At 67.6% G+C, this 19,619-nt stretch carries 18 protein-coding genes; 8 read left to right on the top strand and 10 right to left on the bottom strand.

The features are described 5' to 3' along the window. Both DQP58_RS20380 and DQP58_RS20375 read right to left on the bottom strand, forming a co-directional pair. Positions 1–840: hypothetical protein (locus tag DQP58_RS20380; RefSeq protein ID WP_133259408.1), on the bottom strand; the 840-nt coding region annotated here is incomplete at its 3' end. A gap of 141 nt (positions 841–981) precedes the next feature. Further along, positions 982–1,956 carry a hypothetical protein gene (locus DQP58_RS20375; RefSeq protein WP_112710027.1) on the bottom strand — a complete coding sequence of 325 codons (975 nt, stop codon included), beginning with the start codon at positions 1,954–1,956 and terminating at the stop codon, positions 982–984. Positions 1,957–2,100: 144 nt separating this feature from the next. On the opposite strand from DQP58_RS20375, the gene DQP58_RS20370 reads away from it, so the two are divergent. Then, positions 2,101–3,843, top strand: a complete 1,743-nt coding sequence (locus DQP58_RS20370) for an NAD-binding protein (protein WP_346427287.1) — start codon at positions 2,101–2,103, stop codon at positions 3,841–3,843. Positions 3,844–3,864: 21 nt separating this feature from the next. On the opposite strand, the gene DQP58_RS20365 is transcribed toward DQP58_RS20370, so the two are convergent. Together DQP58_RS20365 and DQP58_RS20360 are read right to left on the bottom strand one after the other, a co-directional pair. Then, positions 3,865–4,719, bottom strand: coding sequence for a tetratricopeptide repeat protein (locus tag DQP58_RS20365; protein ID WP_112710025.1), 855 nt, complete (start codon positions 4,717–4,719; stop codon positions 3,865–3,867). Between the two features lie 70 nt (positions 4,720–4,789). Next, complete coding sequence (locus tag DQP58_RS20360; RefSeq protein ID WP_112710029.1) at positions 4,790–5,668, bottom strand: LLM class flavin-dependent oxidoreductase; 879 nt, start codon at positions 5,666–5,668, stop codon at positions 4,790–4,792. 57 nt (positions 5,669–5,725) lie between these two features. Between DQP58_RS20360 and DQP58_RS20355 the strand changes: the two genes are divergently transcribed. Together DQP58_RS20355 and DQP58_RS20350 are read left to right on the top strand one after the other, a co-directional pair. Then, a complete protein-coding gene (locus tag DQP58_RS20355) occupies positions 5,726–6,148 on the top strand; it encodes a VOC family protein (RefSeq protein ID WP_066873576.1) in 423 nt (140 codons plus the stop codon). 46 nt (positions 6,149–6,194) lie between these two features. Further along, positions 6,195–6,584, top strand: coding sequence for a VOC family protein (locus DQP58_RS20350; protein ID WP_112710024.1), 390 nt, complete (start codon positions 6,195–6,197; stop codon positions 6,582–6,584). 14 nt (positions 6,585–6,598) lie between these two features. On the opposite strand, the gene DQP58_RS20345 is transcribed toward DQP58_RS20350, so the two are convergent. The 3 genes from DQP58_RS20345 to cysD are packed head-to-tail and all read right to left on the bottom strand — an operon-like array spanning position 6,599 to position 9,913. After that, positions 6,599–7,084 carry an Rrf2 family transcriptional regulator gene (locus DQP58_RS20345; RefSeq protein WP_066873570.1) on the bottom strand — a complete coding sequence of 162 codons (486 nt, stop codon included), beginning with the start codon at positions 7,082–7,084 and terminating at the stop codon, positions 6,599–6,601. Between the two features lie 58 nt (positions 7,085–7,142). Then, positions 7,143–8,984: an adenylyl-sulfate kinase gene (cysC, locus tag DQP58_RS20340; protein WP_112710023.1), complete on the bottom strand. Its 1,842-nt coding sequence runs from the start codon at positions 8,982–8,984 to the stop codon at positions 7,143–7,145. Further along, a complete protein-coding gene (cysD, locus tag DQP58_RS20335; RefSeq protein WP_112710022.1) occupies positions 8,984–9,913 on the bottom strand; it encodes a sulfate adenylyltransferase subunit CysD in 930 nt (309 codons plus the stop codon). Before cysD ends, cysC begins: the two co-directional genes overlap by 1 nt. A 199-nt stretch (positions 9,914–10,112) precedes the next feature. On the opposite strand from cysD, the gene DQP58_RS20330 reads away from it, so the two are divergent. Next, a complete protein-coding gene (locus DQP58_RS20330; protein ID WP_112710021.1) occupies positions 10,113–10,553 on the top strand; it encodes a PaaI family thioesterase in 441 nt (146 codons plus the stop codon). Between the two features lie 4 nt (positions 10,554–10,557). Here DQP58_RS20330 and DQP58_RS20325 read toward each other — a convergent pair whose 3' ends face one another. Next, a complete protein-coding gene (locus tag DQP58_RS20325; protein ID WP_112710020.1) occupies positions 10,558–11,049 on the bottom strand; it encodes a beta-class carbonic anhydrase in 492 nt (163 codons plus the stop codon). Positions 11,050–11,261: 212 nt separating this feature from the next. Between DQP58_RS20325 and DQP58_RS20320 the strand changes: the two genes are divergently transcribed. Genes DQP58_RS20320 through DQP58_RS27665 form a run of 4 tightly spaced genes read left to right on the top strand, consistent with a single transcriptional unit; the run spans position 11,262 to position 16,734 of the window. Beyond that, positions 11,262–12,239, top strand: coding sequence for an ABC transporter permease (locus DQP58_RS20320; RefSeq protein ID WP_112710019.1), 978 nt, complete (start codon positions 11,262–11,264; stop codon positions 12,237–12,239). Positions 12,240–12,288: 49 nt separating this feature from the next. Continuing rightward, positions 12,289–13,215: an ABC transporter permease gene (locus DQP58_RS20315; RefSeq protein ID WP_112710018.1), complete on the top strand. Its 927-nt coding sequence runs from the start codon at positions 12,289–12,291 to the stop codon at positions 13,213–13,215. After that, positions 13,212–15,047, top strand: a complete 1,836-nt coding sequence (locus DQP58_RS27670; RefSeq protein WP_112710017.1) for an ABC transporter ATP-binding protein — start codon at positions 13,212–13,214, stop codon at positions 15,045–15,047. The genes DQP58_RS20315 and DQP58_RS27670 overlap by 4 nt, the downstream gene beginning before the upstream one ends. A gap of 52 nt (positions 15,048–15,099) precedes the next feature. Further along, positions 15,100–16,734 carry an ABC transporter family substrate-binding protein gene (locus DQP58_RS27665; protein WP_205869493.1) on the top strand — a complete coding sequence of 545 codons (1,635 nt, stop codon included), beginning with the start codon at positions 15,100–15,102 and terminating at the stop codon, positions 16,732–16,734. Here DQP58_RS27665 and DQP58_RS20300 read toward each other — a convergent pair. Both DQP58_RS20300 and DQP58_RS20295 read right to left on the bottom strand, forming a co-directional pair. Beyond that, positions 16,721–17,965 (bottom strand): alpha/beta fold hydrolase, encoded by a 1,245-nt coding sequence (locus DQP58_RS20300; RefSeq protein ID WP_112710016.1) that lies wholly within the window; start codon positions 17,963–17,965, stop codon positions 16,721–16,723. The genes DQP58_RS27665 and DQP58_RS20300 overlap by 14 nt on opposite strands. Before the next feature lie 96 nt (positions 17,966–18,061). Further along, positions 18,062–19,619, bottom strand: a 1,558-nt coding sequence (locus DQP58_RS20295; protein WP_430916353.1) for an ATP-binding protein, incomplete at its 5' end; no start/stop codon positions are given.

The following is a 19,619-nucleotide window of genomic DNA, read 5'->3' as shown; positions in this document are numbered from 1 at the left end:
GGGCACCGACTCGGGGTCCTGGGCCGCCTGTTCGATGTCCATGTCGGCGTTGACCTGCCCGGAGACGAAGGCTTGTTCGATGGCCTGGGCCGGCGAGTCCGGAGAAGCGCCCGTGGTTTGATCGGCACCCCCGTTGACGGGGTTCTGCCCGCCGCTGGCGAGGACGGCTTTTCCAGACGGGTCGGGCACACCCACCGTCGGGTAATACCGGACGAATAGCCGGTCGGATGCGCCCAGACCCTGGGCGGCCGCAAGCATGGCTTGAAGCGTGGCCGGCGGCGGCTTGTCCGGGAAGATGTACACCACGCGACGACCGCTCTGCTGCGCGATGCGCAGGAAGTCTTCGAGCTGTGCCTTGTCGACCGCCCCGGTCTTGATCTCGACGATTTCTTGATCGTTGTGGAAGTCAGGGCGGCGGTTGATCGAGGTGCCCTTGATCTTCCGGTTGCGGATGTATCCGTTTTCCGTCAGCTTCAGCTCTTGATCGAGCGCGGTTTCGAAGCTGGTGCCGGTGTTGCGATTGTTGAAGGCGCGTACGTAAGCGTCGCGATAGTCCGCCCAGCTCAATGGATTCGCCACGGCAGGGGCCCGTTGGTTCTGGTAGACCAACCAGCTCTTGTAGAGGTGTTGTTCGGTGCCGGCTTTGTACTTGCCCTTGGTATTGATATCGATCAAGGCCGCGCGGCTCGGTGCGGGTAGCGCAGAGAGGCTGTTGGCTGACGGAAAGGTATAGGTGAGGGGCGTCTTGCCCGGCGGCGGATCCTGTTCGGCGGAATAGCCGGGCAGTTTCGGCGCGGGATCCGCGACGGCCTGGTGCGTGGGCGCCAACAGCAGTGCCAACGCCAGAACCAGGGCGGTCGTAACGACGCGACGCCATATCAGCCAAACCCGAGCCATGTGCGGCCCTCCCCGTCGGACTTCGCGCTCGAAGGCGAAGCACAAGATGTCGCGATCCTAAGTGAGGTTGACGGGCTTGAGAATTCAGCCGGCCCATTCGTCGTAGTAGGCGCGAGGACGGCCGAGGTCGCCACGCTCGAGCATGAACGAAAGCAGATGGAACGGCCCGGTGAAGCCGGCGTCATCGTTCAACTGAAGTTGAAAGTTCGCGGTAATCGGGTCGCCCTCGTCGCGAAACTCGCGATACACCCAACGCGAGGGGCAACCGCGCCGCAATATCTCGCCCAGGTAGTAGCAGGCGCCCTCGACGAACTCGCCATTAGCCGGATCCCGAAGCGCGGCGACAGTCGGCGTTTTCCGCGATACGAGCTCGGTCAACCGGTTGATGCTGTCGGGGCTGTAATCCCAATTGCCACCGTTGCGGGCCGCCCAATCGGCGAAATGTTGCTCCTGGTGAGCCAGCCAGTCGTCGAGCACCGTCGAGGGCGGCGGAGCGTTGAACAGACCATCCGCGAGCGTGCGCTCCTTGACCGGGGACCATCCAGGATGCGCTTCGGCGTAATCCTGGACGACCTGCTTCCAGCGCCCGTACACGGGCACCAACACCCCACTCTCATCGGCCAACGCCTGCAGCAGCAGATGCGTCGGCGACAACGCCTCCAGCCCCGATTCGGAATCGGGGCGAACGATCGGAAAGCCCGTCGCATCGGGTTCGCCCGCACTGTCGATCCGCCAACGATGCTCGGACAGCCGCCGCCGCAATCCGGAGTCACCAACCGCGACACCCTCGGGTGGCTCGGCGACCCAGTCCCACCGTCCACCACCGACACGCATCAAGGCCTCACCCAGATAGGCCACCACTCCCGCCGTGAAGGACTGATGTTCATCGTCGAGCGCCTCAGCCGGATCGGCCAGCCGATGCCGCGCCGCGGTCTCCAGCGCCGACAACGATGCCTCCGAATAATCCAGAACGACGGCCCCACCCAGATCGACATCGCCGGTCATGTCGATGAGTAAGTTGATCCGGTCCAACCACCAATCCAGCGGCCCACCCTCCACCGCACCCTCCCATTCAGTCCCACAGCTTCGCCCGTCAAGCGACGATCCGCGTCATTATCTCCCTCAAGAGGAGTCCAGACATGTCGCGCTGGCATCCATCGGCGCAGTGCCCGATAGTCGTAGCAACAAGTGAGCGCCAATGTCATCAGAGGGTGGGGATACATGAGCACGCGCCGCCACATCATCGTCAGCGGTGACGACGCGCTCGCGACAACGATTGCCGAGGAACTGAACCGCGCGGGTGCCACCATCGTCAAGCTGCACAGCGAGGAGCTCGTCGCCGGCGATCTCGCCCGCGCGCACGCCATCGTCTGCGCCGGGGACGACGACGCGAAGAATCTCGAAATCGCCCTGCTGGCAAGGAAAGCTAATCCCCGTGTGCGCGTGGTCGCCCGGCTGGGCAACGACGTGCTGCGCGGAGCAGTGGCCGCCGACAACGGCCCCGGCGCCATCCTGGACGTCGCCGACCTCGCGGCGCCGTCGGTCGTCGAAGCCTGTCTGGCGAGCAGCACCCACCCGGTCGAGGCGGCCGGCATCAAATTCCTGGTGTCGGGGGCCGAGGCGCCGCGCGATGCGACCCTTCGTGAGATCTACGGCGACCTGGCACCGGTGGCCGTGATCCACGGCGCGGACTCCGCGAGGTCCGACGAAGTGGTGCCCTGTCCCGGACGAGATCACAAAGTGCGCAAGGGCGACTGGACCGCCATGATCGGCAGCGCCGACGAGCTGGCCGCGCGCGGCATCAAAACTCCCCGGCCGGCCGCGACCCGCTCGCGCCAGTCATGGATGCGGCGGGTCTCCGACGCCGCGCGGGCGATGCGCGACGACGTCAATCCCATGCTCTTTCCCGCAATGCTGCTCGCGCTCAGTCTGTTGCTCGCGTCGACGGTCGTCGTGCACTTCTCGTACACGAGGCCGCGACTGTCCTGGCTGGACTCGATGTACTTCACCGCGGAGACCATCACCACCGTGGGCTACGGCGAATTCACCTTCCTGCACCAGCCCGCGTGGCTGCGAATCTTCGCGGTCGCCTTGATGTTCGCCGGCGTGACCACCACCGCGTTGCTCGTCGCGTTCCTAGCCGACTTGCTGCTGTCACGCCGCTTCCTGCAATCGGCCGGGGTCCGGCGCGCGCGCCATCTGCGCAACCACATCATCGTCGTCGGACTGGGCTCGTTCGGCAGCCGCGTCGTCGGCGACCTGACCGCCGCCGGCTATGACGTCGCGGTGATCGAGCGCGACGAGAACAACCGATTCCTTTCCACCGCAGACGAACTCGACGTGCCCGTGATCTTCGGGGACGCAACGCTGCGCCAGACGCTGGAGGCGGCCCGCGTCGATCGCGCCCGGGCCGTCGCGGTGCTGACCCAGGACGACATGGTCAACATCGAGACGGGGATCGTGCTGCGCGAGATGCTGGGCCCCCGGGTGATGCCCGAGGTCAACCGGCCCGATGTGCCCATCGTGTTGCGCATCTATGACCGTGCCCTCGGCGACGCGGTGGCCAAGCGGTTCGGTTTCGAAAACGTTCGCTCGACCGTCGACCTGGCCGCGCCCTGGTTCATCGGTGCCGCGATGGGTCTACAGGTGCTGGGCACGTTTTCGGTTGGGCAGCGTTCGTTCATGGTCGGCGCGATGCACGTGGCGGCCGGCAGCGAACTCGACGGACTGCGCATGTTCGAGATGTCCACCCAGACCCGGGTCATCGCGATCACCCGCCGGGACACCCCCGTCGAGCTGCACCCCCGCCGCGACGCCTGGCTGCGCGGCGGCGACACCGTCTATCTGGTGGGGCCGTATCGCGAGCTGCTGGAGACGCTGCGCAAGGGGCAGCCGCCCCAGGAACCCGCCGCCGACGAGCGTCCGGCGGACAAAGCGGCGACCTGAACGCTCAGCGACACCTGCGGGTCACGAAGCGGATCGGCCACCGGATTTCGGCCGCCCGCCGTGTCGGGCGCACCATCCGGCCAGCTCATGGCGGGCGGCGACGGTCACCGGGTGCTCGTCGCCGAGCACCCGCGCCTCCTCGTCGACCAGCGCCTCCCACGCCTCGACCTCGTCTTTGACGCCAGCCAGGTCCGGGGCCCACAGCGTGAACATGTGCCGGGCCATCAGCAGGTGCACGTGGTCGTCGCCCAGCTTGTCGCGCAGCTCGCCGATCAACGGTTCGAGCTCAGCGACGGCCGTGGGGACGTCACCGGAGCGGCCCCGCCAGATCGCCAGCATCAACCGCGTGCCGAGGGTGTCGGCGTGGTCGTCACCGAGCAGGCGTCGCCGCGCGGCGAGTACGTGTTCACCCTCGGCCATCGCACCGACGAGATCGCCTATCTCCCAGCGCTTCTCGGCGATTTTCTCGCGGGCGACCAGCACGCTCTCGTGTTCGGCGCCCAACACGCGCTGTTCGTCGGCGAAAAGCTGCGACCACTCGGCGAGCGCTGACAGCGGCGGTTGTTGCCGGCCCGCCAGGAGGTGGCGGGCGGTCAGGGTGCTGAGGTGATCGCGCCCGAGCACCTCGACCAGGTCGGGGATCAATCGCGCGAACTCTTCGTAGGCGACGTCGTCGTCGCCGGCGCGCAGTTGCACGGTGGCCAGCGACACCTTGAGTTCCAGCACGGTGGGGTGACGCTCACCCAGCGTCGCCCGGCACAGGGTGACCAGCTCGTTCGCCTGCCGCGCGGCCCCGGCGTAATCGCCGTTGTTCGCGCACTCCGTCATAAGCCCGGTCAGCTCGGCCAGCGGGGCGGGCAGCTCCTGCTGCGTCATGCCGCTAATGAAATCGCCACCGCGCCGGCACGGCAATTCACCCCATTTGAGCTGGGGCGTTGCCGTGACGCTAGAGCCGGGCTGCCACGTCCGCGGCGCGACGAAGCTGGTCGATATCCGAGCTGGTCGGGATCAGCTGGATCTCATCGGTGCCGATCTCGGCGAACCTGCGCAACACGTCCAGCAGCTCGTCTTCGCTGCCGGCCCAGCCGGTCATCGGTGCCATCGCGTCGACGTAGTCGGCCGGTATCCAGTTCATGTAGCGGCGCAGATGCCGGTGTATCTGGCCGCGAGACCCCTCGGGCGAGCCGAAGGCGAACCAGAACGAAGTGATCAGGTGGGGTTTGGGCTTGCCGGCCTGCGCCCAGGCCGCCCGGGTCACGTCGAACAGCTCGTTCTGCTTGGCCACGTCGAGGTCCAGGGTGGTGCCGGCCAGCCCGTCGGCCCACGCGGCCGCACTGCGGATGGTTTTCGGTCCGATGCTGCCGACGAACAGCGGCGGACCGCCGGGCTGCACCGGCGCCGGGCCGACGGGCAGCACCGAGTCGGAGGTCTTCTCCCCCGCCCAGACCCGCTTCATCACCGCCACGCGTTCGGCCATGCCCCGCATCGTCTGCGTCGCCGGATCGGCGCCCACGGCGTGGTAGTCCTCGTGCCGACCGCCCACGCCGATGCCCACGGTGAGCCGGCCACCGCTGAGCAGGTCGCCGGTCGCCAGCCCCTTGGCGAGCATCACCGGATGGTGGAGCTGCGGCACGATGACCGTGGTCAACAGCCGCACCCGCTTGGTCCAGGCGGCCAGCGCACCCAGCAACGTCAGGTTGTCCGGGTTGTCGAACGCGATGCGCTCACCCCAGCACAGCGACGAGAACGGCCCCTCGTCGATGGCGCGCGCCCAGGTCTCGAGCACGGTCGCATCCAGATCCGGCTCCATCACCGGCATGGTCATCGCAATCTGCACGACGGGAATTTTGGCATGTTTCTAATGCAGCCCATCAGTGGAACCATGGACCGAGTGGCGTTCACCAGTAGTTCCATCGCGCATGTCCGGCTGACCGTGACCGATATCGAGCGGTCGCGGCAGTTCTACGAGAGCGTGTTCGGCTGGCCGGTGTTGATTGAGGTGCCCGACAACGCCGATGAACCCACCCGTAACCAGTTGAGCTTCCTGTACGGCGGCGTCATCTACGACCTCGGCGGGACGCTACTCGGGCTGCGCCCGGTGGCCGCGGACCGCTTCGACGAGGATCGCGTCGGCCTCGACCACATTGCCTTCCGGCTCGCCAGCAAAGACGAATTGGATTCTGCGGCAGCACATCTCGATGAACTCGGCGTCGGTCATGAGCCGGTCAAAGACATCGGACCGTCCTACATCCTGGAGTTCCGCGACCCCGACAACATCGCCCTGGAGCTAACCGCGCCGAAATAGCGCGGCGTTGTCGCGCCGGGCGGACGGTGGTTGACTGGAAAGAACTATGACCATCAGTTTCAACCACACCATCGTTGCTGCACGCGACAAACGAGAATCAGCCGAGTTCCTCACCGAGCTGTTCGGCCTGCCCAGCCCAAAGCCCTTCGGCCACTTCATGGTTGTCGAACTCGAGCACGGTGTGAGTCTCGACTACGCCGATGCCCCGGAAGGCGCCGACATCCCGCGCCAGCACTACGCGTTCCTGGTGTCCGAGCAGGAGTTCGACGCCATCTACGCCAGGATTTCCTCACGCGGCCTGCAGCACTGGGCCGATCCGGGCGCCAACCGTGCCGGCGAGATCAACCACAACCACGGTGGGCGCGGGGTCTATTTCCTGGACCCGTCCGGCCATGCCATGGAGATCCTCACCAGCCCGTACGGATCGGCGGGCTGAGCGGAAACCTTCGCTCAGTCGCCGGTGCGCGCAGTGCCGTGCCGCTGGCTTTCCTGCCGGCGATAGTCGTCGGCCAGTTGGGCGACATGCTTGGGCAGGGCACCGGCGGCGACATCGGCCAACGTCGTTTCTTCGAGCACCGAACGCATGCTGGCCCGCAGCGCGCGCCACACGTCGGTGAGCGCCGCCGTCGGACCCGAATACGGCAGGTCGCCCAGCCCGATGTCACGGACGCTGGCCAGCGGTCCGTCGATGCAGCGCAGCACGTCGGCGATGCTGATGTCTTTGCCGGGACGGGCCAATTCGTAACCGCCTTCGCGACCGCGGTGGCTTCGCACCAGCCGGTCGGTGCGCAGGTTGGTCAGGATGTCGACGAGGAACTGCGGCGGGATGCCCTGGGCCTGGGCCAGGTCGTCGGTCTTCACCAGCGTTCCGTCGGGCACCGTCGCGAGCTGAATCATCGCCCGCACGGCATACTCCGCCTTCGCCGACATGCGCACTCACAGGATTGTGCCACCCGGCGGCGCAATATCGGTGCAGCCTGGCTGACCTGGCGTGCTACCCGCGCGATTCGAGCAGGTCGATGACCCGTTGCGCCTGCTCCTCGACGGTGCCGTCCGGGGTCAGCCGCAGGTCGGGGTTCACCGGCGCCTGATACGGGCTGTCGATGCCGGTGAACTGGGTGATCTCCCCCGCCCGGGCTTTGGCGTACAGGCCCTTGGCATCACGCTTTTCGCATTCCTCGATCGGGGTGTCACAGAACACCTCGATGAAGTCGAAGCCGGCGTCGGCGTGCACTTGGCGCGCCAGTTCACGTTGCTCGGTCAGCGGACTGATCGCCGGCACCAGCACGACATTGCCGGCGTCGGCGAGCAGCGCCGCCACGTGCGCCAGCCGGCGCAGGTTTTCGGCCCGGTCCGCCATGGAAAAGCCCAGGTCGGCGTTCAAACCGTGCCTCAGGTTGTCGCCGTCGAGAACGAAAGCCGGAGCACCCTTTTCGAGCAGCTTCTGCTCGACCAGCATGGCCACCGACGACTTGCCGGACCCGGACAAACCGGTGAACCACACCGTCTTGCCCCGAGGCCGCGCCTCGGCGATGGCGGATGACTTGTGCCGCACGGTGTTTGGACTCGCCGCCTGCGCCGAAGCGTCGCGCAGCACCATGCCGGCGGCCACCGTGCCGTTGGTGCGCGGGTCGATGAGGATGAACGAGCCGGTGCTGGGGTTGCGGGTGTACTCGTCGAGCAGCAGCGGCACCTGGGTGCGCAGCGAAATGCGGCCGAGTTCGTTGAGCTGCAACGCCGTTGCGCTCTTGTCGCGATGCAGGGTGTTGACGTCGAGCCGGTAGTCGAGCGCGGTCACCTTCGCGTGCGTGGTCCGGGTGGTGTGCTTGATGACGTAGTCGCGGCCGGGCTCGAGCGCCGCATTGTCGGCCATCCAGCACACCGTTGCGTCGAACTCCTGCGCCACCCTGGGCTGATTGTGGGTGCGGGCGATCAGATCACCGCGCGAGATGTCGATCTCGTCGGCCAGGGTCAGCGATACGGCCATCGGCGGAAACGCTTCTTCCACCGGACCATTCGGCCCGTCGATCGCGGTGATCCGGGTGCGCTTGCCGACCGGCAGCACCACCACTTCATCACCCGGCCGCATGACCCCGCTGGCGACCGTGCCGGCGTAGCTGCGGTGGTCCTGGTGTTCGCGGGTATGCGGGCGGATGACGTACTGGACCGGGAACCGCACGTCGACCATGTTGCGGTCACCGGCGATGTACACCTCCTCGAGGTGCGACAGCAACGCCGGGCCCTCGTACCACGGCGTCTGGTCGGACTTTGTCACCACGTTGTCGCCGTGCAGCGCCGAAAGCGGAATGGTGGCCACGTCGTGCACGTCCAGACGCGCGGCGAACGCGTGGAACTCGTCCCGGATGGCCTCGAATTTCTCTCTGTCCCAACCGATCAGGTCCATCTTGTTGACCGCGAGCACGATGTGCTGGATGCCCAGCAGGGATGCCAGGAAGGCGTGCCGGCGCGACTGCTCCAGCAGGCCGTGTCGCGCGTCGACGAGCACGATCACCAGTTGCGCGGTCGACGCCCCGGTCACCATGTTGCGGGTGTACTGGATGTGGCCGGGGGTGTCCGCGATGATGAATTTGCGCTTGGGAGTGGCGAAGTAGCGGTAGGCGACGTCGATCGTGATGCCCTGTTCGCGCTCGGCCCGCAGGCCGTCGGTCACCAACGCCAGGTCGGTGTAGTCGTGTCCGCGGTCCTTAGACGTCTGTTCCACCGCGGCCCACTGGTCTTCCATCACGGCCTTGGAGTCATACAGCAGGCGGCCGATCAGGGTGGACTTGCCGTCGTCGACCGAACCCGCGGTGGCGAGCCTCAAAAGCGTTGTCATCAGAAGTATCCCTGCCGTTTGCGGTCTTCCATGCCCGCCTCCGAGATGCGGTCGTCAGCCCGGGTGGCCCCGCGCTCGGTCAGCCGGGACACCGCGGTCTCGGCGATGACCTCGTCCACCGTGGCGGCCTGCGATTCCACGCATCCGGTGCACGTGACGTCGCCGACGGTGCGGAAACGCACCGTCGTCTCGAACACCGGCTCGTCGTCACCCGGTTGCATGTTGCGGTCCACCGCCAGCAGCATGCCGTCGCGGCGGAACACCTTGCGCTGGTGCGCGTAATAGATCGACGGCAGCGCGATGTTCTCGGCGCCGATGTAGGACCAGATGTCGAACTCGGTCCAGTTGGACAACGGGAACACCCGGATGTGCTCGCCTTTGTGGTGGCGGCCGTTGTAGAGGTTCCACAGCTCGGGCCGCTGCGCCTTGGGATCCCATTGGCCGAATTCGTCGCGGAAGCTGAAGACGCGTTCCTTGGCGCGGGCCTTCTCCTCGTCGCGGCGCGCTCCGCCGAAGGCGGCGTCGAACTTGTTCTCGCGGATGGCGCGCAGCAGGGTCACGGTCTGGATCGAGTTCCGCCCCTGGCGTGGCTCAACGACCCGCCCGGCGTCGATGTCCTCCTGGACCGAGGCGATCACCAGGCGCACGCCGTGCTCGGCGACCAACTCGTCGCGGGTGGCGATTACCTCGTCGAAGTTGTGGCCGGTGTCGACGTGCATCACCGGGAAGGGCAACCGCCCGGGACGGAACGCCCGCAGCGCCAGGTGCAGCATGACGATGGAATCCTTGCCGCCCGAGAACAGCAGCACCGGCCGCTCGAACTCCGCGGCCACCTCCCGGATGATGTGGATCGCCTCTGCCTCCAGCGAGCGCAAATGGCTCAACTCGTATTGCCCGGCGGCGGGGGCCACCTTCAGATCACCGGTCATAAGCGTTCCCTCGTTAAACCTGGCAGAAATGACCAACTTTGGCACTTTAACAAAATATAAGACCAGTTCCCGTTGGCGCTGTCAACCGCGGGCCGGACGAGCCGGCGGCCTGGTGGCGTGCGCGGCGGCCACCGGACACATCGCGTCAAGAGGCGCGGCGGTACTTTTGCCGCCGGTGACGGTGCGAAAGCATGGACGGATGACTGCCACCCCTCAACCCGCCGGACCAGCCACACCGAGCGGTCGCGACGTCATCGCGCAGTTCCTCCCCCAGTCCCCCTTCGCGGTCAAGCTGGGCATCGTCGCCGACCGGCTCGAGGACGACGAGGTGCGGCTGCGGCTGCCCTGGGACCCGTCCAACGTGACCATCGGTGACATGGTCCACGGCGGCGCCATCGCCACGCTCGCCGATCTCACCGTCATGGCGGCGGCGTGGTGCGGAGCGCAGGCGCCGCCCGAACTGCGGGGCGTGACCGTCTCCATGGCGCTGGACTTCATGGCCCCGGCCCGGGCCACCGACGTCATCGGCGTCGGCCGGGTGCTGCGGCGCGGCCGCTCGCTGGTCAACTGCGAGGCCGAGATCGTCGACCCGCTGGGGACGCTGGTCGCCAAGGCGCTGGCGACCTACAAGGTCGGCTGACCGGCTAGAGGGTCACCTCGTCGAGCTTGCCGGTGGCCACGTCGAACACGAATCCGCGCGCGGAGACGTGCTTGGTGACGAACGGGCTGGCCTCCAGGCGGCGCAGCGACTGCCGGACGTCCTCGGCGAGGTCGCCGAACGCCTCGGCCGCCCACCCGGGCTTGATGCCCGTCTCCTCCTGGATGCTGCGCTTGAAGTCGTCATCGGTGAAGGTGAGCATGCCGCAGTCGGTGTGGTGGATCAGAATGATCTCCCGCGTTCCCAGTAACCGCTGGCTGATGGCCAGCGAGCGGACGACGTCGTCGGTGACCACCCCGCCGGCGTTGCGGATGACGTGGGCCTCCCCCTCGTTGAGGCCGAGGATGCGATAGACATCGAGCCGGGCATCCATGCACGCGACGACCGCGACATGTTTGCCCGGCGGCATCGGCAATGGCCCTTCGAAAGTGCTCGCATATTCGGCGTTGTTGGCCAGGTAATCATCAGTAACCGTCACGCAAGCCTCCTTGGGAGTGTCGCGGCCCGAAACGCGCGCGTTTGCTGCACGGCCCCGGCGCCGCGGTGGATCCTAACAACCGATCACACGCGATTCACCGGTGAGAATCAACCGGATCGAAAGCGACCGAGCGCACCGGACGCCGCAACGCGCGACGCCGTGCTGCCGGCTCGATAGCCTGTCCCAATGCGACGTGGGGTGTGCGGACGGGCATGACCCGATTTCTGGCACGCCGGTTGCTCAACTACGTTGTGCTGCTGGCGCTGGCATCGTTTCTCACGTTTTGCCTGACGTCGGTGGCCTTCAGGCCACTCGACAGCCTGCTGCAGCGCAGCCCGCGGCCGCCGCAGGCGGTGATCGACGCCAAGGCCCACACCCTCGGCCTGGACGAGGCGATACCGATCCGCTACGCGCACTGGGCGTCGCACGCCGTGCGCGGCGACTTCGGCAAGACGGTCACCGGGCAGCCCGTCGGGACCACGCTCTGGCGTCGCGTCGGAGTCACGCTGCGCCTGCTCGTCATCGGTTCGTTGGCGGGCACCGCGCTGGGCATCGCGGCCGGGGCGTGGGGCGCGATTCGGCAGTATCGACTCAGCGACCGCGTCGTCACCCTGGTGGCGCTGCTGGTGCTCAGCACGCCGACGTTCGTGATCGCCAGCCTGCTGATCCTCGGTGCGCTGCGGGTGAACTGGGCGCTGGGCATCCACGTCTTCGATTACACCGGGGAGACCTCACCGGGGGTGACCGGCGGGACCGGTGCGCAGCTGCTCGACCGGTTGCGGCACTTGGTCCTGCCGTCGCTGACCCTGGCGCTGGCCGCCGCGGCCGGCTACAGCCGATACCAACGCAACGCGATGCTCGACGTCCTCGGCCAGGACTTCATTCGCACCGCGCGCGCCAAAGGGCTGACCCGCCGGCGGGCGCTGGTCAAGCATGGGCTGCGGACCGCGCTGATCCCGCTGGCCACCCTGTTCGCCTACGGGGTGGCCGGCCTGGTCACCGGAGCGGTGTTCGTGGAGAAGATCTTCGGCTGGCACGGCATGGGCGAATGGCTGGTGGCCGGCATCGCGACGCAGGACACCAACATCATCGCGGCGATCACGCTGTTCTCCGGGGCGGTGGTGTTGCTGGCCGGGCTGCTCTCGGACGTGTTCTACGCGGCCCTTGATCCGCGGGTCCGGGTGTCATGACCCGCGCCGCCAACGATGCAGCGCGAAGCGAGGACGAGGAGGGGCGCCCATGACCTCTGAGACGAACGTCGATGGCGCCCACGGGTTTTCGGGCCACGAGGTCGCGGACTTCACCTCACGGCGCACCCTGGTGCTACGGCGGTTCGGCCGCAACCGGTTCGCGGTGGCGTCGCTGGTGTTGCTGGTGCTGTTGTTCGTCTGCAGCTACGCGCTACCCGCGGTGCTGCCGTACTCGTATGAGGACCTCGATTTCAGCGCGCTGTTGGCGCCGCCGAACGCGCGGCACTGGCTGGGTACCAACGCGCTGGGTCAGGACCTGTTGGCGCAGATCCTGCGCGGCATGCAGAAATCGATGCTGATCGGCGTCTGCGTCGCGGTGATCTCCACCGGCGTCGCCGCCACCGTCGGGTCGATCTCCGGCTATTTCGGTGGCTGGCGCGACCGCGCCTTGATGTGGCTGGTCGACCTGCTGTTGGTGGTGCCCAGCTTCATCCTTATCGCCATCGTGACACCGCGAATCAAAAACTCGGCCAACGTGTTGATGCTGGTGCTGCTGCTGGCCGGGTTCGGGTGGATGGTCAGCTCGCGCATGGTGCGCGGCATGACCATGAGCTTGCGTGAACGCGAATTCATCCGGGCAGCAAGGTATATGGGGGTGTCGAGCAGTCGCATCATCCTCGGCCACGTGGTGCCGAACGTGGCTTCCATCCTGATCATCGACGCCGCCCTCAACGTCGCCTCGGCCATCCTGGCCGAAACCGGCCTGAGCTTCCTCGGTTTCGGTATCCAGCCGCCGGACGTGTCGCTGGGAACGTTGATCGCCAACGGAACCCAATCGGCGACCACCTTTCCGTGGGTGTTTCTGTTTCCCGCGGGCGTGCTGGTGCTGATCCTGGTGTGCGCCAATCTCACCGGCGACGGACTGCGCGACGCGCTCGACCCCGGCAGCGCGGGGCTGCGGGGTGGGGGCCGATGAGCGCGCTGCTCGAAGTGACCAACCTGGCGGTCACCTTCGGAGCCGGCGACGCGCCGGTGACCGCGGTGCGCGGCATCAGCTACCGCATCGAACCGGGAGAGGTCGTCGCGATGGTCGGCGAATCCGGTTCGGGGAAGTCCGTTTCGGCGATGGCGGCCATCGGACTGTTGCCCGAGTACGCGCAGGTGCGCGGCTCGGTCCGGTTGCACGGCTCCGAGCTGCTGGGCCTCGGTGACGACGCCATGTCGCGGTTTCGCGGGAAAACGGTCGGCATGGTGTTCCAGGACCCGATGTCGGCGCTGACGCCGGTCTACACTGTCGGCGATCAGATCGCCGAGGCGATCGAGATTCATCAGCCGCGGGTGGGCAGGAAGGCCGCCCGCCGGCGCGCGGTGGAACTGCTCGAACTGGTGGGAATCGCCCAGCCGGAACGGCGCGCCCGAGCGTTCCCCCACGAGCTGTCCGGCGGTGAGCGGCAACGGGTGGTGATCGCGATCGCGATCGCCAACGACCCCGACCTGTTGATCTGCGACGAGCCGACCACCGCGCTGGATGTCACGGTGCAGGCGCAGATCCTCGAGGTGCTCAAGACGGCCCGCGACATCACCGGCGCCGGGGTGCTCATCATCACCCACGACCTCGGTGTGGTCGCCGAGTTCGCCGACCGGGCGCTGGTGATGTACGCCGGCCGGGTCGTCGAATCCGCTTCCGTGCGTGACCTTTACCGGGACCGGCGGATGCCCTACACCGTCGGGCTGCTGGGTTCGGTGCCGCGACTGGACGCCGCGCAGGGCACCCGGTTGGTGCCGATCCCCGGCGCGCCGCCGTCGCTGGCCGGCCTGGATCCCGGCTGCCCGTTCGCGCCGCGCTGCCCGCTGGCCATCGACGAATGCCGGCTCGCCGAGCCGGAATTGCTTGCCGTCGGCGCCGATCACCGGGCGGCCTGCATCCGCACCGAGCACGTCGACGGCCGAAGCGCCGCGGACATCTACGGCGTCAGCACCGAAGCCCACCAAGCAGAATCGGCCGACACCTCGGTGGTCGTCGCGGTGCGCGACCTGACCAAGACCTACCGGCTGACCAAGGGCGTGTTGCGCCGCAGCGCCGGCGAGGTCCGCGCCGTCGACGGCGTCAGCTTCGAGCTGCGACAGGGCCGCACGCTGGGCATCGTCGGTGAGTCCGGTTCGGGCAAGTCGACCACCCTGCACGAGATCCTGGAACTCACCGGGCCCCAGTCGGGTTCGATCGAAGTGCTGGGCACCGATGTCACCACGTTGAGCACGGCGCGCAGGCGATCGCTGCGACGCGACATCCAGGTCGTGTTCCAAGACCCGGTCGCGTCGCTGGATCCGCGGCTACCGGTGTTCGAGCTGCTGGCGGAACCCCTGCGGGCCAATGGGTTCGACAAGGGTCGCACCAACGCGCGCGTCGCCGAGCTGCTGGACATCGTGGGTCTGCGCCGCGCCGACGCGGTCCGTTACCCCGCCGAGTTCTCCGGCGGGCAAAAGCAGCGCATCGGCATCGCCCGCGCGCTGGCACTGCAGCCGAAGATCCTGGCGCTCGACGAACCGGTGTCCGCGCTCGACGTATCCATCCAGGCCGGGATCATCAATTTGTTGCTGGACCTGCAGGAGCGGTTCGGCCTGTCCTATCTGTTTGTCTCCCATGATCTTTCGGTTGTCAAACACCTGGCTCACGACGTCGTGGTGATGTATGCCGGCGCCATCGTGGAGCAGGGCGACAGCAGGCAGGTCTTCACCGATCCGCAACACGAATACACCCGGCGGCTGCTGAACGCGGTGCCGCAACCGGATCCGGGCAGACGTGCCTAGCCCGGAGGTCCTGGCGCGGCGGGCGATCCGCTGCGCGGCGGTGTGTTTCGCGATGATGCTGGCACTGTCGGGTTGCTCGCCGGCCGTCAGCCTGATTCCCGAAACGGGCCAGAACGCGCAGATCGGCTCGACGAGCGACGTCAACCCGCACGATCCGGCCACTCTGCAAGACGGCGGCGACCTGCGACTGGCGCTCACCGACTTTCCACCGAACTTCAACATCTTGCACATCGACGGCAATTCGGCCGACGTATCGGCGATGATGAAGGCCACCCTGCCGCGGGCCTTCATCATCGGCCCCGACGGCTCCACGACGGTCGACACCGACTACTTCACCAGCATCGAGCTCACCGGCACTGCGCCACAGGTGGTTACGTACACGATCAACCCCAAGGCAATGTGGTCGGACGGCACGCCGATCACCTGGGCGGACATCGCCAGCCAGATCCACGCGCTAAGCGGGGTCGACAAGACCTTTGAGATCGCCGGACCCAGCGGTGCGGACCGCGTCGCCTCGGTGACACGGGGCGTCGACGACCGGCAGGCCGTCATGACCTTCGCCAAGCCCTACGCCGAATGGCGCGGCATGTTCGCCGGCAACGGAATGCTGCTACCCAAGAGCATGACGGCCACCCCGGAGGCGTTCAACAAGGGCCAGCTGGAAGGTCCCGGACCGTCGGCCGGGCCGTTCGTCGTCTCGTCGTTGGATCGGACCACCCAGCGGATCGTGTTGAGCCGCAACCCGAAATGGTGGGGCGCACGACCTCGCCTGGACACCATCACCTATCTGGTGCTCGACGATGCCGCGCGACTACCGGCGCTGCAGAACAACACGATCGACGCCACCGGGGTCGGCACCGTCGATCAGCTGGCCATCGCCCAGCGCACCAAGGGGATCTCGATCCGGCGCGCGCCCGCGCCGGCGTGGTCTCACTTCACCTTCAACGGCGCCCCGGGCTCGATCCTGTCCGACCGGGCGCTGCGCGTCGCGGTCGCCAAGGGCATCGATCGGCAGACCATCGCCAAGGTCGTCCAATACGGCCTGACCAGTAACCCGGTGGCGCTGGGCAACCACATCTATGTCGCCGGCCAGCAGGGCTATCAGGACAACAGCTCGGTCGTGCCCTACGACCCGGCCGCGGCCAGCCGGGAGCTCGACGCGTTGGGCTGGAAGCGGACTGGCCAGTTCCGCGAGAAGGATGGCCGGCAGCTGGTCATCCGCGATTTGTTCTACGACGCCCAGGGCAGCCGGCAGTTCGCCCAGATCGCCCAGCACAGCCTGGCCCAGATCGGGGTCAAGCTCGAGCTCGTCTCCCGCTCCGGCAGCGGCTTTTTCACCAATTACATCAACGTCGGAGCTTTCGATATGGCCCAGTTCGGTTGGCTCGGCGACGCCTTCCCGCTCTCGGCGCTGACCCAGATCTACAAGTCGGACGGGGAAAGCAATTTCGGCAAGATCGGCAGCGAACAGATCGACGCCGCCATCGAAAGCACCCTGGAAGAACTCGACCCGGCCAAGGCGCGGGCGCTGGCCAACGATCTCGACAAGCTCATCTGGGCCGAAGGATTCAGCCTTCCGCTGACGCAGTCGCCCGGGGATGTCGCGGTGCGCGGCACGCTGGCCAATTTCGGCGCGGCCGGTCTCGCCGACCTCGACTACACCGCCATCGGGTTCACGCGGAATTGAGCCGCCGGCGCAGCCGATTCGGGATCGGCAGCGCGCCCTCGACGACGGCCGCCGCTCCGAGCGCCTTCCACAGCAGTCGCACCTCGGGGCGCGGCGGCAGCGCGTCCAGCGCCGACGCCCGCGCGGCGAGCCCTTTCAGGTCGGCACGCCGAACCGCGTCGGCACTGGCGAGCGCGACGGGCTCGCGAAAGTCCAGCGCGCTGTGCGCCATGCTCGGCAGGCTCAACAGCACCGCATTGGGTAGCAGCGACGCCACGCGCTGGGCGACCGCCGGCGGGGTAATGAGATCCCGCCCACCGGAAACCACGGCGGTGGGCCAGTGGAAATTCGGCATTTCGGTCGGGAGATCATAGGGCTCGTCCTCGAAAGTGACGCGCTGCGTGCGCGTTTTGCTTTCCGCCACGGCGGGGTCGAGCGGCAGCCCGTCGGGTTCGGCCGCATAGTCCAGCTCGCGGAAGGCGATGCGGCTCACCAGGTCTTCCTCGTAGCGATACGGCAGGTTGCCCATGGTGGTGAACCGGGACAGCGCCCACCACAGTAACTTTCGGCCGTCGAGTAACAGGTCGAGTTGCCGCTCGAGCAGGTCGGCCCCGCCGTAGCCGTAGATCGTCGCCACCACCTGCGTTGCCGCCGCATCCATGATCCCGGCGTCGACAAGCTTGCGCATTTTGGGTGCCACTGACGCGGTTTCGGGGCTGTCCCCCTTCAGCAGCAGCCGACGGATCGCGCGGCGCACGATGACGATGTCGTGCCGGGACAGCAGCGGCGAATCGAGCACCATGCCCCGCACCCGCTGCGGATGCCGCACCCCGACCCCGGCCGCGATATAGGTGCCGTACGAGGCGCCATAAATGACCGCCGACTGCGCTTGCGCGTCGTCGAGCACCGCGGCCACGTCATCGACCACCTGGTTCACGGTCATCGATTGCGGGGGCAGATCGGCGCCCGAGTCGTCGTGCCGCGACATCCCCACCCCGCGGTGTTCGACCATGATGACGTCGAGGCCGGCCGCCGCCGCGCGCCGCCGCAGTCCCTTGTACATCTGCACCGACGCCACGCCCGGACCCCCGGGGATGATGACCACCGGACTGGAAGACTTGCGGCCCGCGCGCACGTAGTACAGATCGAACTCTTCGGCGCTGTGCGGCGAGATCGGCCGGCGCACGGGTCGCACGCCGGGCAGTTCCGCCAGCTTCTGCTGCACCCGGCTGCGCTTCGCGTTCATCGTCATTCGCGTGGGCCCACCATGTTCCCATTCTGCAGGCGATGCGCCGGCATGGCATCGAATCGGTCTGACCAGCAGTTCGGCCGCGGCCGGCCGCGTGGGCTAAGCGCTGAGATCGATGCGGTGCGCGCCCTTGACACCGTCGTAGCGGTCGGGGCTGCAGGTCAGCACAATCACCTGCCCGTGAGTTCCCACGGTGTCGAACAGCTCGCCCATCTTGGTCAAGCGGTCCGGGTCGGTGAAACCGAGCGCGTCGTCGACCACCACCGGGACGGCGTCCTCCTTGGCGACCAGGGCCGCGCCGGCCAGCCGGGCCAATATGCCGAGCTGCTCCTTGGCACCGCCGGACAGAGATTCGTACGGCACCGTGATGCCGTTAAGTGTGCGGCTGCGGATGCACAGGTCGCTGTCGATGTCGACCTCGAAACTGGGGCCGAACACCGGACGCCCGAGCCGCTGCAGTTCCGCGCGATAGGGCTCGACATATCGACGGCGGGTGGTGTCGCGGTGGCGCGTCATCACCGAGCGCAGCAGTTGCGCCGCCCGCGCGCGGCCACCCACCTGGGTGTGCTCGCTGGCGGCCTGCTCACGCTCCGTCTGTGCGGCGTCGAGCTTGCCCTGGCGTCCCTCACTGCCGAACACCGAGAGTTCTATGGTGATCTCGCGTAATGCGCGCGCGGCTTCTTCGTAGCGCTCGCGCAGCGACTCGGCTTCCTTTGCGGCATCGGCCAATTCGCTGGCGACCGCATCGGGCGCTGCCGCGGCCAGCGCTTCGGCGACTTCGGTGACGCGTTGCTGGGCGGCCTGCGCCGCGCTGAGCGCCGTGTCCGCCGAGGCCGCGAGTTCCGCATCGCCGGCGGATGCCCGCTCGGCCGTCAGCCGGCCGGCGGCGGCGTTCAGCTCGGCGCGCTGAGTCGCCAGAGTGTTCTGCAGAACCGTTGCGCGCGTGGATAACTCGGCGAGCGTGGTAGTCGCTGTGGCAGCGGCCTGACGGCGGGCCTCGTATTCGGCCGACGCGTCGTCGCGGGCCTGAAGCACCGCGGCGAGTTCGGCGCGGGCGGCCCCGATGTCCACGGGCGCGACACTTGTCTCGGCGGGGTGCGCGGCACGCAGCTGGGTGAGCCGCGATCGCAGCTCCTCGATCCGCTCTTCACCGCACAGGCCGGCCAGGGTGGCGCCGAGTTGATCACGGGTACTCTGCAGCTCGCGGCGGCGCTGGTCGGCGGATCGTGCGGCGGCGAGGTCGGCCACCTCGCCGGCCGCCAGAGATGCGACCAGCTCCTCCTGTGCCGCAGCGTGTTTGGCGTGCACGTTGAGTGTGGTCGCGCCCGGCGTGACCCGGGCGGTCAGGACGCCGGGGACCGCCACCTCGGTGGGTCCGGCGGCGGTGGTCGTCCAGCTCTGCCCGGCCGGCAGCGAGACCTGCCGGCCGCCGACGATGAGTTGAATGTCTGCCGCCGCGGTGAATTCGATGGCCGCCGAGGTCAGCGCCAACTGGTCGCCGGTGCGGTCGACGGCGGCCGCGGCGTCCTCGATGCGGCGCAGCACCGCCTCGGTGACCGCGATGGTGGTGAGCTCGGCGCCGATCCGCTCGCGATCCCGCTCGATGGCGTCGATCCTGGCCAACCTGGCGGTCAGTCGGTCGGCCTCTTCGCGGTCG

It is taken from the genome of Mycobacterium colombiense (assembly GCF_003284975.1).
Lineage (GTDB): Bacteria > Actinomycetota > Actinomycetes > Mycobacteriales > Mycobacteriaceae > Mycobacterium > Mycobacterium europaeum_A.
The sequence above is the reverse complement of the archived record's forward strand: the minus strand, read 5'-3'. Positions and strand labels throughout refer to the sequence as shown.